Origin of the sequence: Streptococcus sp. 2154 (assembly GCF_013277255.1) — a bacterium.
Classification (GTDB): Bacteria; Bacillota; Bacilli; order Lactobacillales; family Streptococcaceae; genus Streptococcus; species Streptococcus pseudopneumoniae.
The window spans coordinates 2,940-18,850 of sequence record NZ_VMMK01000021.1 but is presented as its reverse complement, the minus strand read 5'-3'; the positions used below and the strand labels follow the sequence as shown (position 1 = coordinate 18,850).

Genomic DNA, 15,911 nt, shown 5'->3' with positions numbered 1-15,911 from the left:
GTAAACTCAGGCCCTTTCTTTTTTATGGATGGCTAACAATCACTTCTAAACCTTGCCCTTCCAGAGTCCAAGATTCAACATCACTTGGTAGGATAAAGTAGCTGCCTTTTTGAATTGGATAATTTTTCCCATCAACAGTTAGCTGACCTTGACCAGCTAAGACACTCAATAAGCTGTAGTCAGCTGTCTTTTCAAAGTCAACTTTTCCAGTAATTTCCCACTTGTACACTGCGAAGAAATCATTAGAGACAAGTAAAGTTGAGCGTAAATCATCAGCTTTGACAGTCACAGGACGGCTATTTGCTGGCTCACCAATGCTCAAGACATCGATGGATTTTTCAAGATGAAGTTCACGCAAGTTGCCTTTATCATCCTTGCGGTCAAAGTCATAGACGCGATAGGTGGTATCGCTAGACTGCTGGGTTTCAAGAATCAAGATGCCAGCACCAATAGCATGCATGGTGCCACTTGGTACATAGAAGAAATCTCCAGCCTTGACAGGGACTTTGGTAAGCAAGGTATCCCAGTTCTTATCCTCGATTTGCTGGCGGAGTTCTTCTTTTGACTTGGCATTGTGACCGTAGATAATCTCTGAACCTTCATCCGCTGCGATAATGTACCAGCATTCTGTTTTTCCGAGTTCGCCTTCATGCTCGAGTCCATAAGCATCGTCTGGGTGAACTTGGACACTGAGCCAGTCGTTGGCATCGAGGATCTTGGTCAAAAGCGGAAATACAGGCTCAGGACGATTGCCAAACAATTCACGGTGTTCCGCATACAAAATAGCTAGGTCTGTTCCCTCGTAACGACCATTGGCAACTTTAGAGACACCATTTGGATGGGCTGAGATGACCCAGTATTCTCCGATTTTTTCACTTGGGATGTCGTAGCCAAACTCATCACGTAGCTTGGTTCCACCCCAGATTTTTTCTTGCATCACTGATTGTAAAAATAATGGTTCTGACATTTTATTCTCCTGTCTGATCTTTCTTCCTTCATTATAACAAAAAAAGAGTTCCATTTGAACTCTTTTTTAAATCTTATAAAGCAGGGAGAAGATTTTATAAAAATAGTAAACAAATGTGCTCTACTCGATGCTTGCTCCATTGCTATCAATGACATCCTTGTACCAATAGAAGGACTTCTTCTTGCTACGTTTGAGAGTCCCATTTCCTACATTATCTCGATCTACATAGATAAAGCCATAGCGCTTATTCATTTCCCCTGTGCCAGCTGAAACCGGATCGATACATCTCCAAGTCGTATAACCAAGCAAGTCAACCCCGTCTTGGTAAATGGCATCTCGCATGGCCTTGATGTGGGCCTCTAAGTAAGTAATCCGATAGTCATCTGCTACATAACCATTCTCATCCGGTTTATCCATAGCACCGAGTCCATTTTCTACGATAATACTAAACTAAAATCAAAAAGCATTATATAGTAGTAATATGAAATCAACTAAAGAAGAAATCCAAGCTATCAAAACACTTTTAAAAGACTCTAGTACAGCTAAATATCATAAACGCCTTCAAATCGTTCTATTTCGTCTGATGGGTAAATCTTATAAAGAGATTATAGAGCTTTTAGACTGTAATCAAACAACGATTTGGCCAACTGTAAAAAAATATGAGGAGTTCGGACTCGATTCTCTCCTTCAAGAAATACGTGGTGGTCGTAACCACGCATATATGACAGTTGAGGAAGAGAAAGCCTTTCTTGCCCGTCATTTGAAGGCTGCAGAGGCAGGAGAATTTGTTACAATTGATGCCTTATTTCAGGCTTATACAAAGGAGTTAGGTACTTCCTACACACGTGATGCCTTCTATCAACTCTTGAAGCGCCATGGTTGGCGAAATATTAGGCCACATCCAGAACATCCCAAGAAAGCAGACGCTCAAACCATTGTCGAGTCTAAAAATAAAATCTCAATTCAAGAAGAAAAGAAAGCGCTTTAAAACCAGTAGGCATTTTCGTAAGGTTCGCTTGATGTACCAAGATGAGGCTGGTTTCGGTAGAATCAGTAAACTGGGATCTTGTTGGGCTCCAATGGGGAGTAGGTCCACATGTCCATAGTCACTATATACGAGAATTTCGCTATTGTTATGGAGCTGTTGATGCCCATATTGGAAGATATCATGAATCAACTTCAAGATGTTATACAAGGACTGGAGAAGGAGGTGATAAAGTCCATCGTTAATCGGAGATGGACTAGAATGCTTTTTGAAAGCATATGAGTATTATATGCAATTTCTTTATAATAAAAAGACCGGATTGCTCCGATCTTTTAAAGTTCCGCTCTATGAAAATCAAAGAATAAAGTCTACAAGTTTCATATTTGATTTTCGGCGAGAGGAATTATTTAATTGCGCGTGATTGCAACCCTTCTTCTTCCAAGAAGAGACGGAATGGTACGAGTTCTTCTGCTTCGTATTTTTCCTTGAAGGCTTTGATAGCTTCTTCTGAGTGAAGTTTTGGATCCAATTCAAGTACTTCTACTGGAAGTGGACGGTGTGGAGTGATGCGAGCATCGATCACAATAGTTTTACCTTCTTTGTTGAGTTTAACAGCTTCTGCAACAACTGCATCGATGTCTTCGATACGGTCAACTGTAAATCCTACAGCACCTTGCGCTTCAGCGATTTTCGCATAGTCAGCATTAGAGAAGTCACAACCAAACAAGTGTTTGTTTGTGTCTTCGTATTTGTCCTTGATGAAGGCATATTTACCATTTGAGAAGACAACGTTGATAACTGGAAGGTCGTATTGAACGTTTGTGATAACGTCTGGGTAGCACATGTTGAATGCACCGTCACCCATGATGTTCCATACTTGGCGATCTGGATTGTCTTTCTTAGCAGCGATACCACCAGGAAGGGCAATACCCATTGTCGCAAAGAGTGGAGATGTACGCCACATGTTCTTAGGTGTCATGTGAAGGTGACGAGTAGATGTTTGAGTAGTGTCACCTACGTCGATTGAGTAGATAGCGTCTTGATCAGCATGTTTGTTGATTGCATTGTAAACTTGATACAATTGCAATTCACCCTCAGTTTTACCTTCGAGTTTGTTCATGTAATCACGCCAGTTTTGGTTGTTCTTCACGTTTGCACGCCACCATGGAGTAGATTCAACTGGATTCACTTTGTCAAGGATTGCTTTGGCTGCTTGACCTGCATCACCAAGGATTGAAGCGTCAAGGGCGTGACGTTTACCAAGTTTGTAAGGGTCAATATCAACTTGAATGAATTTTTCAGTGTTCTTGAATGCTTCGTAAACTTCAGCAAATGGGAAGTTTGAACCAAGGAAAAGAACTGTGTCTGCTTCAAAGACCACTTCGTTGGCTGGCTTCCAACCAACACGGTAAGCAGAACCTGTCAAACCTTCATAGTTCCATTCGAAAGCTTCAAAGTTTTTACCAGTTGTGATAATTGGTGCTTTGATTTTACGTGACAATTCAGTGATCACTTCACCAGCTTTAACACCACCGTAACCAGCATAGATAACTGGACGTTCAGCATTGTTCAAGATTTCAACAGCTTTGTCGATTTCAACTTCGTTCAAAGCAGGAGCGATAAATGAACGCTCGTATGAACCTGATCCATAGTATGAGTTTTCGTCGATTTCTTGGAAACCAAAGTTTACTGGGATTTCAACAACAGCTGGACCTTTTTTAGAGACTGCAGCACGGCAAGCTTCGTCGATTACTTTTGGTAATTGCTCAGCGTAAGCTACGCGTTTGTTGTATACAGCGATACCGTTGTACATTGGGTTTTGGTTCAATTCTTGGAAAGCATCCATGTTCAATTCATTAACTGGACGTGATCCAAGGATCGCTAGGAATGGAGTGTTATCCATAGCTGCATCGTAAACACCGTTAATCAAGTGAGTCGCACCTGGACCACCTGAACCAACTGCAACCCCGATTGAGCCACCGAATTTAGCTTGCATAACCGCTGCAAGAGAACCTGTCTCTTCATGGCGAACTTGCAAGAAGCGGATATCTTTGTCTTCAGCCAAAGCGTCCATCAATGAGCTGAGTGTTCCTGATGGGATACCGTAGATTGTATCTACGCCCCATGTTTTCAATACGTTAAGCATTGCTGCAGATGCAGTAATTTTTCCTTGAGTCATAGTGATAACTCTCCTTCAATTTTTTAGACTTGGAGAATACGATTACATAGAATTGGAAACGTTCTCCAAATTTTTACTATTCCACTATATCATATTTATGTTGACTTTTCTAAAAATCTGCTCAAAACTCTCTACTTTCTATTCTAACACAGTTTTGAAAATGCTATCATTCCTGTTTTATAACAAAGGAAACTAGTCATTACTTTTAGTCTATTTTACTAAAATTTAGCAGAAGGGAACTGGTCAGAACAGATACTGAACTAAAGGCCATGGCTAGACCTGCCAGTTCTGGGTTGAGGGCCAGTCCAACACCTGAAAAGACTCCTGCTGCTATCGGAATTCCAACGACATTGTAGATAAAGGCCCAGAAAAGATTGAGCAGAATTCTATTAAAAGTTTTCTTACTCATGTCAAAGGCACGAACCACTCCTAGGAGGTTATTGGTTGTCAACACTAAATCTGCCGACTCGATGGCGATATCTGTTCCAGCTCCCATAGCAATCCCCACATCTGCTACACTAAGGGCAGGAGCGTCATTGATACCATCCCCAACAAAGGCTACTTTGCCAGCCGCTTGTAGTTTATGGATTTCATGGGCTTTTTCTTCTGGCAAGACACCTGCAATGACCTCTTCGATTCCGATTTGATCTGCAATAGCACGCGCCACACCTGCATTGTCTCCTGTCAACATGACTGTTTTAAGGCCACGTTTTTTTAGCTGACTGATGGCTAGCTTGGCATTTTCCTTGGAAATATCTTGCAAAGCAAGCAAGCCTTTGATTTCATTGTCAACAGCCAAAAACACAACTGTCTTAGCTTCTTTTTCCAGTTCTTCGAGTTTATCTTGATAATTACTTGAAATATCCATGCCATCCAGCATTTTAGCATTTCCAAGCAGAACTTGTTTTCCAGCTATTTGCCCTGAGACACCTTTTCCGTGCAAGGCTTGGAAATTTTCCACAGTGTGAAACTCAAGTCCAGCTTCACTCGCTCGTTTCACAATGGCTTCAGCCAGTGGGTGTTGAGAAGCTTCTTCCAAGGAAGCTGCCAATCCAAGCACTTCTGTCTCGTCGCCAATGATATCTGTGACCACAGGTTTCCCTTCCGTCAAGGTCCCTGTTTTATCAAAGACAAGAGTTTGAACTTTCTGGATTTCCTGTAGAACCGTTCCATTTTTGAGGAGAACTCCCATCTTGGCACTGCGTCCTGTTCCCACCATAAGAGCTGTCGGTGTTGCAAGTCCTAGGGAACAAGGGCAGGCGATAATCAAAACCGCCACCCCATAGAGAAGAGAAGAGACAAAACTCGCTCCAAGCACGACCACACTATCCCTGAGCAAGACAAACCAAACCCAAAAGGTCACAATCCCTAAAATGACAACTGCTGGGACAAAAATCCCTGAAATGTTATCCGTCAAGTCCTGAATCGGCGCACGACTTGTCTGAGCTTTCTTCACAAAATTCACAATCTGAGCCAAAACAGTCTCTGAGCCAACTTTTTCTGCTCTAAAGACAAGCGTTCCACTATGATTGATGGTTGAGCCAATGACAGTATCTCTAACTGTCTTGTCCACAGGCAGACTCTCACCTGTCACCATGGATTCGTCAATACTAGAGACACCTTCTACTACGACACCATCAACAGCAATCTTCTCACCAGGTCGCACCCGAATCAGATCGCCTACCTTGACTTGGTCCAAGGGGACTTGAACATAGTTACCCTCACGCAAGACTTCTGCAGTTTTAGCTTGCAAATCTAGTAATTTCTCTACAGCTTGGGAAGTATTTTTCCGCATTTTCTCCTCAAAAACGGCTCCCAAAAGAACGAAGAAGAAGATAAATGCAGCACTTTCAAAGTAAACAGGGAGACCAGCGAAGAGGGCAACTAGGCTATAACCATAGGCCACTAGGGTTCCTAACGCAACCAAGGTATCCATGTTGGCATTGTGCTTTTTAAAACTAGCCCAAGCACTTTGGATATAAGGACCACCTGCTACTAGCATAATCGGTGTTGTGGCTAAAAAGGTGCCCCAACGCATGACTTGGTGACTAATTCCTCCTGTCGACATCCCAATCATGAGGATCACAAGAGGCACAGTAAAGATACTAGTAATCCAAAAACGCTGGATAAGTGATAAAGATTTTCGAGTCTTCTCAACAACTGTATAACTTCCCTTTTGCATCTTCATACCACAAGAAAATTCATGTTGACCTAATTCTTGAGGGGTAAAACGAATTGTCTTCTCTTCATCCACGCCGATTGGTTCCAAGAGGCCTTCTTCTTCAAACAGAATTTCCTTATAACAGTTTGAAGGTGTCACACGGTGAAAGGTGATCTCAGCAGGAACTCCTTTTTGCAGTTGAATGTGGGCTGGATGGTAGCCTTTGTCTGCTGTGATACGGATTTTTTGAACACCATTTTCAAGACTTGCTTTTACAATTTCAGTCATATCATTCTCCTATTCTACAATCATCTTACCGTGCATCATATTCATGCCACAAGAGAAACCATACTCTCCAGCCTGCTCAGGCGTGATTTCCACTATATACTCTTCCCCCATAGGCAGGTCCGCATGTACACCAAAGTCTGGAAAGACAATCTGATCCAAACAAGGTGAAGGATCCTTACGATCAAAGACAATGCGGGCTGGCACTGATTTCTTGAGAATAATCAACTCAGGCGTATAGCCTCCCATGACTTCCACTCGAATCTCTTGGTAGCCCTTTTTTTGCTGGGCCTTTTGTCCAGATTTTTCAGGCTTTTTGAAAAACCAAAACAAGATAAACGCGATAAGGGCAATACAAATAATGGTTACAATACTATTTAACATGACGTCTCCTTTACATACAATTACATTTTACTTCTGTCATAGCGTTTGATTTCTTCTCAGAAATCACAGCTTCCAAGTCTTCCAAGTCAGCCTGAGTAAAATCACATTCAGTAATCAAATCAGCCAACAAGTTCTTAATCCTACGGGAACAAACCTTGTCTTTGATATCTTGGACAAGTAAATCCCGACTTTGGTCTAGAGTTAAAAGCGCTGAATAAACAAAGGACTTGCCTTCTTTTTTCCGAGTCAAACACTCTTTCTCAACTAGACGAGCCAAAAGTGTCTGAACCGTGGACTTGGACCAGTCAAACCGCTCTGCCAAAACCCTAATCAAATCCGTACTGGTCTGCTCCCCCTGCATCCAAATAATCTTCATGACCTGCCATTCTGCATCTGAAATCTGCATTACCATACCTCCAAAATCTACATTTGTCAATTACACTCATCAGTATACTCTTAAAATCTACATTTGTCAATTATAGAAATAATATTTTCTTCGAAAAATAGGATTTTAATCATTTGAAAAACGATTTGCAGTCAAATATTACTATATAAACAATAAAAATATGCTATACTAAAGAAAAAAGAAAACAACCACTAGGGGTGCGTAAAGCTGAGATTAACGACTGTTAGACCCTTTGACTCAATCTAGGTAATGCTAGCTGATGGAAGTGGAAATGATAATGGGGACTAGCAGTCTTCTATTGCCTTCCTGAAACAGATTAGCTTGTTCTTAAGAATACAAACTTCAGTTGGTTGGGAGGTTTTAGATGACTTATTTACCCGTTGCTTTGACCATTGCAGGTACTGACCCTAGTGGTGGTGCTGGCATTATGGCTGACTTAAAGTCGTTCCAAGCTAGAGATGTCTATGGAATGGCTGTTGTAACCAGTCTTGTCGCTCAAAATACCAGAGGTGTTCAATTGATCGAGCACGTTTCTCCTCAAATGTTGAAAGCCCAATTGGACAGTGTCTTTTCTGATATTCCACCTCAGGCTGTAAAAACTGGGATGTTGGCAACTACCGAAATCATGGAAATCATCCAGCCCTATCTTAAAAAGCTGGATTGTCCCTATGTTTTAGATCCAGTTATGGTAGCGACTAGCGGAGATGCCTTGATCGACTCAGTTGCTAGAGACTATCTCAAAACAAACTTACTACCTCTAGCAACTATTATTACGCCAAATCTTCCTGAGACAGAAGAGATTGTTGGTTTTTCAATCCATGACCCCGAAGACATGCAGCGTGCTGGTCGCCTGATTTTAAAAGAATTTGGTCCTCAGTCCGTTGTTATTAAAGGCGGGCATCTCGAAGGCGGTGCCAAGGATTTCCTCTTTACCAAGGATGATCAATTTGTCTGGGAAAGCCCACGAATTCAAACCTGTCACACCCATGGTACTGGATGTACCTTTGCTGCAGTGATTACGGCTGAACTAGCCAAGGGCAAGAGCCTTTACCAGGCAGTTGATAAGGCCAAGGCCTTTATCACAAAAGCCATCCAAGACGCCCCTCAACTCGGTCATGGTTCTGGCCCAGTCAACCATACAAGCTTTAAAGATTAAAAAAACTCTCTAGTTCCCACTTTAAGGGAATTAGAGAGTTTTTATACTCTTCGAAAATCTCTTCAAACTACGTCAGCTTCCATCTGCAACCTCAAAACACTGTTTTGAGCTGACTTCGTCAGTCTTATCTAAAACCTCAAGGCAGGGCTTGGGGCAAGCTGCGGCTAGCTTTCTAGTTTGCTCTTTGATTTTCATTGAGTATTAGTTAGGAAATAATGTCATGCAACTTTGTTAAAAAGGCTTGCGTTTTTGCCTCAATATCTTCTGCTTGCATCAAATCACGCACTACAGCTACACCAGCTATACCCGTGCCCATAAGCTGATCAATATTCTCTGATGTCAAGCCGCCAATAGCAACTACTGGAATGGCGACCGTTTGACAAATTGTTTTCAAGGTTGAAATCAGGGTGATAGGTGCATTTTCCTTGGTGGTAGTTGGGAAAATGGCTCCTGTCCCCAAGTAATCTGCACCTGATGTTTCTGCTTCCAGAGCTCTTTTAACCGTTTTAGCGGTGACACCTAGGATTTTATCAGGTCCCAAGACTTGTCGGGCAACCGAAACGGGTAATTCATCATCTCCGATATGCAGACCTGCTGCATCAACCGCAAGACAAACATCCAACCGATCATCGATTATCAAGGGTACCTGATAAGCATCTGTTATTTCCTTGACTTGTTTTGCCAGCTGATAATATTGATTGGTTGTGAGATTTTTTTCTCGCAATTGGACTATGGTAACCCCTGAACGGCAGGCAGTCTCAACTTTTGCAAGAAAGCTTTCCACGGAATCTTGATAGCGATTGGTTACCAGATATAGTCTAAGTGCTTCTCTATTCATAAACCTCTCCTTTGATGGCATCTAACCAGTTTTTATCTCTCCTTAGAAGCGAAAGCTGATTGAGTACTCGGTAACGAAATTCTTCCAATCCCATTCCTTGAACAACTATTCTCTCAGCAGCGATATTGAGATAAGAGACTGCTAGGCAAGAAGCTTCAAAACCAGTTTTTCCTTGGCTGAGAAAAACGGCTGTCAAGGCTCCAACCAAGTCTCCTGTCCCTGTTATCCAGTCTAATTCTGCACAGCCATTTCCCAGTACAGCGACCTGATTCTTCGAAACGATGAGGTCCTTGGGACCTGTGACTAAGAATGACATACCAGGATAGGTCTGACACCAGTCTTTCAAGACTTGAAGCAAATCCTCCGTTTCTTGATCTTTAGCACTCGCATCGACCCCAACGCCGTGATGTTTTAAGCCAACAAGACTTCGGATTTCCGACATATTTCCTTTAAGGACCGTAGGTCTATAATCTAAAAGGTCTTTAATTAAGCTCTTACGAATGGATGAAGCTGTTACGCCAACCGCATCTACTACCATTGGGAGAGAAACTTGAGCTGCATAAGAAGCTGCCAAACGGATTGCTTTTTCCTTCTCAGCTGACAAATGCCCCAAATTGATGAAGAGAGCCTGACTTTGCTTAGTAAAATCAAGAACCTCACGGGGATCATCTGCCATGACAGGTTTGCATCCCAGAGCCAAAATCCCATTTGCCAGCATCTCACAAGAAATCTCATTGGTCATACAGTGAATAAGAGAACTCGTTCCCAGAGGAAAAGGATTTATCAATTCCTGCATCATTCTATCCTTTCACCAAAGAAATATCCCTGCACTTTTTTAAAGAATTCCTGCTTGATTAAAAATCGAAAAGCAATAAAGGAAATCGCTGTACCAATCAAGGTTGCTCCGAAAAATCGAGGAGTGTAGATAAACCAGCTAAGCTTAGCAGCCGATCCTGTAAAGAGTACCATAACAGGATAGGAAACAATAGAACCAATAATACCTGTTCCCACAATTTCTCCCAAGGCAGAAAAGTAAAATTTTCGACCATACTTATAAAAGAGACCTGCCAGGAGGGCTCCAAAAGTTGCTCCTGTAAGAGCTAAAGGTGGAATCCCTTGAGTTGTCATACGGATAAAAGCTGTCACTGTAGCCATAGCCAAGGCATAAACAGGTCCCATCATGATTCCTGCTAGAATATTGACTACACTGGACATCGGTGCCATTCCCTCAATCCGAAAGATAGGTGTAAGGACTACATCAAGGGCAATCATCATAGATAAAATGGTTAATTTGTGAACTTGTAATTGGTGCTTTCTCATGTTTATTATTCTCCTTTTTCTAAAGACTGTAAATCGCTCTTCCATGTCTGGTGTTGGTAGGCCATTTCCCAAAACTTGGCTTCCATATGAACACTGATGTGGAAGGCATCTAGCATTTTTTTCCTGTCTGTCTCGTCACTTTCTCGATAGAGTTGATTGACCAGCGCTCCCTCCTCTCTGATCTGCTGCTCTAACTCATCCGTAATATAAGTTTCAATCCATTGTTGGTAGAGAGGATTTGGTGATGGTTTAAGATTAAGTGATTTGCCTATATCATGGTATAACCAAGGACAAGGCAGCAAACTTGCAAAGGCAATGCCCAAGTTTGGCTCTGCAAATTGCCGATAAATGTGAGAAATGTAATGATAGCAGGTGGGAGCGATTGGATGTTGCTCCATTTCCTGATCGCTGATTTCCAATTCCTTGAAAAATTGTTGGCGGATAAATAACTCACCCTCCACTAAACCCTGAGCATTTTGTTTCAAGAGTCTTTTCATCTCTTGGTTTGAAGTCTTATCAGCCAAAAGGTGATAGATTTCTGAGAATGCCTTCAGATAGTAGGCATCCTGAATCAGGTAATAGCGGAAAATGGCAAGGTCTAAATTTCCCTCTTGTAATTGTAAAATAAAGGGATGATGAAAGGAAGCCTGCCAAGCTTCCTTGGATAATTTCATCGCAATATCTGTAAATTCCATAATAACTCCTTTATAAAAATAGACTGGTTTGAAGTAATAAAAAGAAAAACAGGTAGATAAATATTGTCCTTTGAGGAATATAAAAAGTCCGATAGCTATTCTCCACCTGTGCATGTTCGTCATATCCATGCGCCGATAGAGCTCTCAGGTAAAGATGGCGCCACCTAAAGACCGTCATCAAAACCTTACTGTAAATCAAGGGCGACCAAAAATGTAGTTCTTGACCGCGTAATAGGCAAGCTTCTTTGAGGGATTTGATTTCTTTCTGGATAAGGGGAAAGGAATTGAATACCACAATCAAGGCATAGGCCCATGACCGTGATAGCCCCTTTTGAGCCAAGTACAAGAGAAGCTCTTTTAGGGAAATAGAAGAAATAAAGACAAGGCCAATACAAACGGTCACAAAGGCCCTCGTTCCAAGCATGACTGCCTGTGAAGCATCTCCGTGTAACTGAACTGCCCAGTAGTTGGCAAAAGATGGTAAAATGGCAAGTATGATCATCCAAGCTAACATTTTAAATCGACGGTAATAGAGCATAAAGAGAATACAAAATGCGACTACCGAAAGATTCAGAGCAATCGAAGGAATGAAAGATGTTTCCAAGGATAAGATCAGCAAGAAGAGACTGATAATTGGTGTCTGGGTTGCTACTTTGACCACACTATCTCACCTCCCCTTGAGTATTGCTACTCTGAGATGTGAGTGGTTTGGCAATGGTCACTTCTTTCACATGACTGAGACCCTGACTAGTCATCTCAATCCAATAATCAACCACAGAGATCAAAGGATCTAAACGATGGCTAATGATCAAAAAACTTCTTCCTTGATTCCTCTCCTCCACAATCCACTGACAGAAATAATGGCAGGCTCTATCATCCAAACCTGCAAAAGGTTCATCTAGCAAAATCACGGAAGCCTTACTAGTCAAGACGGTCAAGAGCTGAAGAATCTTTTGCTGGCCACCACTTAATTGATAGGGACTCTTATCGAGTGACTGCTCCAGATCAAAATATCGTAAGGCTTGAAGAATACGCTGATTTCTTTCAGAATCAGGTCCATCTAATTGAAGTTCCTCTCGCAGACTGGCTCTGATAAACTGTTTCTCAGCTTCCTGAACAACACCCGTCAGGTCACGGTACAAACTCTTTTTCTTTTTCAGGACTGTCCCCTTCCAGGTAATGCGTCCCTTATACTTTTGAAATTGAAGAATGGAGCGAAAGAGGGTTGATTTCCCAACACCATTATCACCCAAAATACAGGAAATTCCTTGGTAAAATGTAAAATCCGCAATCGAAAAGAGGGAGCGCTTATCCAGCTCACAAGTCATTCGATCCATATGGAATAGTTCTGAGCTAGAACCAACTTTCTTTGAAGCAACCTGTGTCATCTCAGAGGTGGGGATTTGAAACACTTCCCTTAGTTGGCCATCTCTTAGCCCCACCATATGGTCGATATAGGCTTCATAGTCCGTTAAATCATGGTCGCACAGGATGACTGTCTTCCCATTAGAGACCAACTCTTTTAGAATCTCCAAGATTTCTATCCTACTCTTGCGATCAATGGAAGCAAAGGGCTCATCCAAGAGATAGACCCTAGGATTCATGGCAAAGAGAACAGCCAAGGCAGCCTTTTGCTTTTCCCCACCTGATAAGTGATGAATGGGACGGTGCAAGATTGCCTTGCAGCGACATTGCTGGACCACCCCTGCTATTTTAGAATCAATCTCTTGAACAGGATGACCGATATTTTCCAAGGTAAAAACCAGCTCCTCAAACAAGTTCTCCATGGTAAATTGATGATTGGGATTTTGAAAGAGAATACCAACCGTCTGGACACGTTCGATGATAGAAAGCTGACTGACCTCGCTCCCATCTATCAGTACTTGACCTCTATAGGGAAGAGAACTGACTTGGGCAATCATTTGAAAGAGACTCGATTTTCCAGAACCACTGCTCCCAACTAACAAGGTAAAGGCTTGATCATGAAAAGTAAAATCAATCGGTTCCGAAAAAATTGGGGACTGAATCTCCCGTAATTCCAGACCCATCTATGCCTTTCCTCCAGTTGCAAACTGATGATAGAGTTTGACAATGGCACGAACCAAAATGGTACAGAAGAAATAAACAGAAATAAAACGTACCACTAGCAAGGAAAGGACAAAAGGAAGGGAGAAGGCATAGTAACCTAACTTAATGTATTCATAGACAAAGCTAACAAGCGTAATCCCAATACTATTGGCAGTTAGAGAGAGCCAACTTTCATAGCGATTCTTGGTTACGATAAAACCAAGTTCACTTCCCAAACCTTGAACCAAGCCAGACAAAAGGGCACCTAGACCGAATTGGCTACCATAAAGAACTTCAGCAAGCGCAGCTAGCACTTCTCCAATCGTTGCACTTCCGACTCTCGGAACAAAGATGGCCGCAATGGGCGCAGCCATACACCAGAGTCCAAAGAGGATTTCATTGGCAAAAGCCTGTAAACCAAGAGGTGTTAAGAGTAGGCTGAGAATATTATACACATATCCTGAACCCACAAAAACGCCACCAAAAAAGATAGACAAGAAAGCAAGCAAGATAACATCTTTTAACTGCCATTTTTTCAACATAAAAAACTCCTTTTTTTTAAAGAAAAGTGGGGCACTCAAGGTGAGCTACCAAAAGGTTTATATCACCTTCATCCAGTTTCGTAAAAGAAAAAACTCTAATTACAGATAGGAATTAGAGTTTAGCTTACAAGATTAGACCGTTCTTTTCGACATACGAAAAAAACATTTCACATTTCCCTTCGCCAGTCTTAACTGTATCAGGTTCAATGGGTATCATCTCAGCCTAAAGCACCCCAAATGTCTTTATTATTTAATTATATAACTATTATAACAAATGATTTATTACAATTCAAGAAATTGAACTGGAAATACAGCCTTGCACTCACAAAGACAGCAGATCTTTCTTGGGTTAGATAGATACCTATTGTTCACTCATTTCCCGAACAGTTTTTTCTATATTTTTTGCATACGATATTGCTGAAATGATTGAAACACCATCCATATTAGTCTTCATAATGTCTTTAATATGTTGCGTCTGTATCCCACCAATTGCAACTAAGGGCATTTGTGGCAATAGTTTTCTCATCAATTTAAGACCTTCATAACCTATAGCACCTCCAGCATCATCCTTTGACTGGGTATCAAATACAGGACCAACACCAACATAATCTACATATTCAACTTTTGACTGTTGAAATTCTTTCTCGTTTTTTATAGAAAGACCAATTATTTTATCTGGCATCAATTTTCTAATTTCATCAACTCCAAGGTCATCTTGTCCTACATGTACGCCATCAGCGTCAATTTCCATCGCCAAATCAATATCATCATTAACAATAAACGGAACATTGTATTTTTTACAAAGATCCTGTAGTTTAATTGCTACTTCGACTTTTTCTTTACCTTCTAAGGCTCCCTCACCTTTTTCACGAAATTGAAATAAGGTTATACCACCTTTTAAGGCTTCCTCAACGACTCTATATAGATCTTTTCCTTGGCAAGTAGCCGTTCCACAAATAAAATATAGTTTTAGTAATTCTTTATGAAACATTTTACTTCACTCTTTTGAATTCCTTTACATCTTCATCTGAAATCTCGTATAAGGCATTCATAAATTCAACTTTAAATGTTCCAGGAAGATGTCCATTTGGACGTTTTTCTGCCATTTCTCCAGCGATATTGTAAACCAACATTGCTGTTTCTAATGATTTCAATTCTTGACCTTTTTCTAGTCCGATAAAGCTTGCTGCCACTGCCCCTAATAAACATCCTGTCCCAATGACTTTTGGCATCATGGCACTACCATTATGAATCGTTACCACTTCTCCATTAACAGCAATCGCATCAACTTCTCCAGTCACTACTATTGGAATATGAAACTTAGCGTTGGCTGCTAGAGCAATCTCATCAATATTATCCACACCAGCACTATCTACTCCTTTAGATGCCACATTTATACCTACTAAAGAAGCAATCTCTCCAGCATTCCCCCTAATCGCAGCTAGTTTGTAATTGTTGATTAAATCATCTGCTACTTTTTTTCTATATTCTCCTGCTCCACAGGCTACAGGATCTAAAACTGCTGGGACATTATATTTCTCTGCAATTTTCAGAGCAGCTTGGTATAATTTCCAATTATCATCCGTTAAAGTCCCAATGTTAATCAATAATCCTCCAGCATATTTTAATAGATCTTCTAAGTCTGCTGGGTACTCGCTCATAGCTGGTGATGCACCTAGTGCTACTAATCCATTTGCTGTGAAATTTTTTACCACATCATTGGTGATGCAAATGACCAATGGTGCTTTTTCTTTTAATAATTTTAAACTTGTCATATTGAATTCCTTCCTTTTCACTTTATACGATCTACTGATTTCGGTTTATCTCTATCTTTCGTTAAGAAATTTTTCAGTTACATTGAATGATTTATACTCAATAAAAATCAAAGAACAAACTAGGAAGCTAACCGCAGGTTGCTCAAAGCAC

Annotated in this window: 15 protein-coding genes, 2 pseudogenes and 2 riboswitches; of the genes and pseudogenes, 2 read left to right on the top strand and 15 right to left on the bottom strand. The window is 41.2% G+C overall.

The features are described 5' to 3' along the window. Nucleotides 1-22: 22 nt before the first annotated feature. Both manA and HT693_RS03200 read right to left on the bottom strand, forming a co-directional pair. Complete coding sequence (gene manA / locus HT693_RS03205; protein ID WP_172924814.1) at nt 23-967, bottom strand: mannose-6-phosphate isomerase, class I; 945 nt, start codon at nt 965-967, stop codon at nt 23-25. Nucleotides 968-1,087: 120 nt separating this feature from the next. Next, nucleotides 1,088-1,408 (bottom strand): annotated as a pseudogene (locus HT693_RS03200) (family 1 glycosylhydrolase); the annotation flags it as partial. A 40-nt stretch (nt 1,409-1,448) separates the two neighbouring features. Here HT693_RS03200 and HT693_RS03195 point away from each other — a divergent pair. Then, nucleotides 1,449-2,234, top strand: a pseudogene (locus HT693_RS03195) (IS630 family transposase). A gap of 121 nt (nt 2,235-2,355) precedes the next feature. Here HT693_RS03195 and spxB read toward each other — a convergent pair. From spxB to HT693_RS03175, 4 genes are all read right to left on the bottom strand, one after another. Then, nucleotides 2,356-4,131, bottom strand: coding sequence for a pyruvate oxidase (spxB, locus tag HT693_RS03190; protein WP_023941447.1), 1,776 nt, complete (start codon nt 4,129-4,131; stop codon nt 2,356-2,358). A 205-nt stretch (nt 4,132-4,336) separates the two neighbouring features. Then, nucleotides 4,337-6,580, bottom strand: coding sequence for a heavy metal translocating P-type ATPase (locus HT693_RS03185; RefSeq protein ID WP_138705136.1), 2,244 nt, complete (start codon nt 6,578-6,580; stop codon nt 4,337-4,339). A 9-nt stretch (nt 6,581-6,589) separates the two neighbouring features. Then, nucleotides 6,590-6,961 carry a cupredoxin domain-containing protein gene (locus HT693_RS03180; RefSeq protein WP_000935054.1) on the bottom strand — a complete coding sequence of 124 codons (372 nt, stop codon included), beginning with the start codon at nt 6,959-6,961 and terminating at the stop codon, nt 6,590-6,592. A gap of 10 nt (nt 6,962-6,971) precedes the next feature. Next, a complete protein-coding gene (locus HT693_RS03175) occupies nt 6,972-7,367 on the bottom strand; it encodes a CopY/TcrY family copper transport repressor (RefSeq protein WP_050223498.1) in 396 nt (131 codons plus the stop codon). A 183-nt stretch (nt 7,368-7,550) separates the two neighbouring features. After that, nucleotides 7,551-7,648, top strand: a riboswitch (TPP riboswitch). An 83-nt stretch (nt 7,649-7,731) separates the two neighbouring features. Here HT693_RS03175 and thiD point away from each other — a divergent pair. Continuing rightward, on the top strand, nt 7,732-8,523 hold the full coding sequence (gene thiD / locus HT693_RS03170; protein ID WP_050262174.1) for a bifunctional hydroxymethylpyrimidine kinase/phosphomethylpyrimidine kinase: 792 nt from the start codon (nt 7,732-7,734) through the stop codon (nt 8,521-8,523). Between the two features lie 205 nt (nt 8,524-8,728). On the opposite strand, the gene thiE (HT693_RS03165) is transcribed toward thiD, so the two are convergent. From thiE (HT693_RS03165) to thiM, 9 genes are all read right to left on the bottom strand, one after another. Further along, on the bottom strand, nt 8,729-9,361 hold the full coding sequence (gene thiE, locus HT693_RS03165) for a thiamine phosphate synthase (protein ID WP_054388068.1): 633 nt from the start codon (nt 9,359-9,361) through the stop codon (nt 8,729-8,731). Continuing rightward, a complete protein-coding gene (locus HT693_RS03160; protein ID WP_138705137.1) occupies nt 9,354-10,157 on the bottom strand; it encodes a hydroxyethylthiazole kinase in 804 nt (267 codons plus the stop codon). Before HT693_RS03160 ends, thiE (HT693_RS03165) begins: the two co-directional genes overlap by 8 nt. After that, nucleotides 10,157-10,681 carry an energy coupling factor transporter S component ThiW gene (gene thiW / locus HT693_RS03155; protein ID WP_054386266.1) on the bottom strand — a complete coding sequence of 175 codons (525 nt, stop codon included), beginning with the start codon at nt 10,679-10,681 and terminating at the stop codon, nt 10,157-10,159. The genes HT693_RS03160 and thiW overlap by 1 nt, the downstream gene beginning before the upstream one ends. Nucleotides 10,682-10,686: 5 nt before the next feature. Then, nucleotides 10,687-11,376, bottom strand: coding sequence for a thiaminase II (gene tenA / locus HT693_RS03150; RefSeq protein WP_054386265.1), 690 nt, complete (start codon nt 11,374-11,376; stop codon nt 10,687-10,689). Nucleotides 11,377-11,386: 10 nt separating this feature from the next. Further along, nucleotides 11,387-12,037, bottom strand: coding sequence for an energy-coupling factor transporter transmembrane component T (locus tag HT693_RS03145; RefSeq protein WP_054386264.1), 651 nt, complete (start codon nt 12,035-12,037; stop codon nt 11,387-11,389). A 1-nt stretch (nt 12,038) separates the two neighbouring features. After that, nucleotides 12,039-13,424, bottom strand: a complete 1,386-nt coding sequence (locus HT693_RS03140) for an ABC transporter ATP-binding protein (protein WP_172924811.1) — start codon at nt 13,422-13,424, stop codon at nt 12,039-12,041. Continuing rightward, nucleotides 13,425-13,985 (bottom strand): ECF transporter S component, encoded by a 561-nt coding sequence (locus HT693_RS03135; RefSeq protein WP_000915290.1) that lies wholly within the window; start codon nt 13,983-13,985, stop codon nt 13,425-13,427. It abuts the gene before it with no gap. A 157-nt stretch (nt 13,986-14,142) separates the two neighbouring features. After that, nucleotides 14,143-14,231: riboswitch (TPP riboswitch) on the bottom strand. 115 nt (nt 14,232-14,346) lie between these two features. Next, nucleotides 14,347-14,976: a thiamine phosphate synthase gene (gene thiE / locus HT693_RS03130; protein ID WP_055386815.1), complete on the bottom strand. Its 630-nt coding sequence runs from the start codon at nt 14,974-14,976 to the stop codon at nt 14,347-14,349. Nucleotide 14,977: 1 nt separating this feature from the next. Next, nucleotides 14,978-15,760 (bottom strand): hydroxyethylthiazole kinase, encoded by a 783-nt coding sequence (gene thiM, locus HT693_RS03125; protein WP_172924809.1) that lies wholly within the window; start codon nt 15,758-15,760, stop codon nt 14,978-14,980. Between the last annotated feature and the right edge of the window lie 151 nt (nt 15,761-15,911).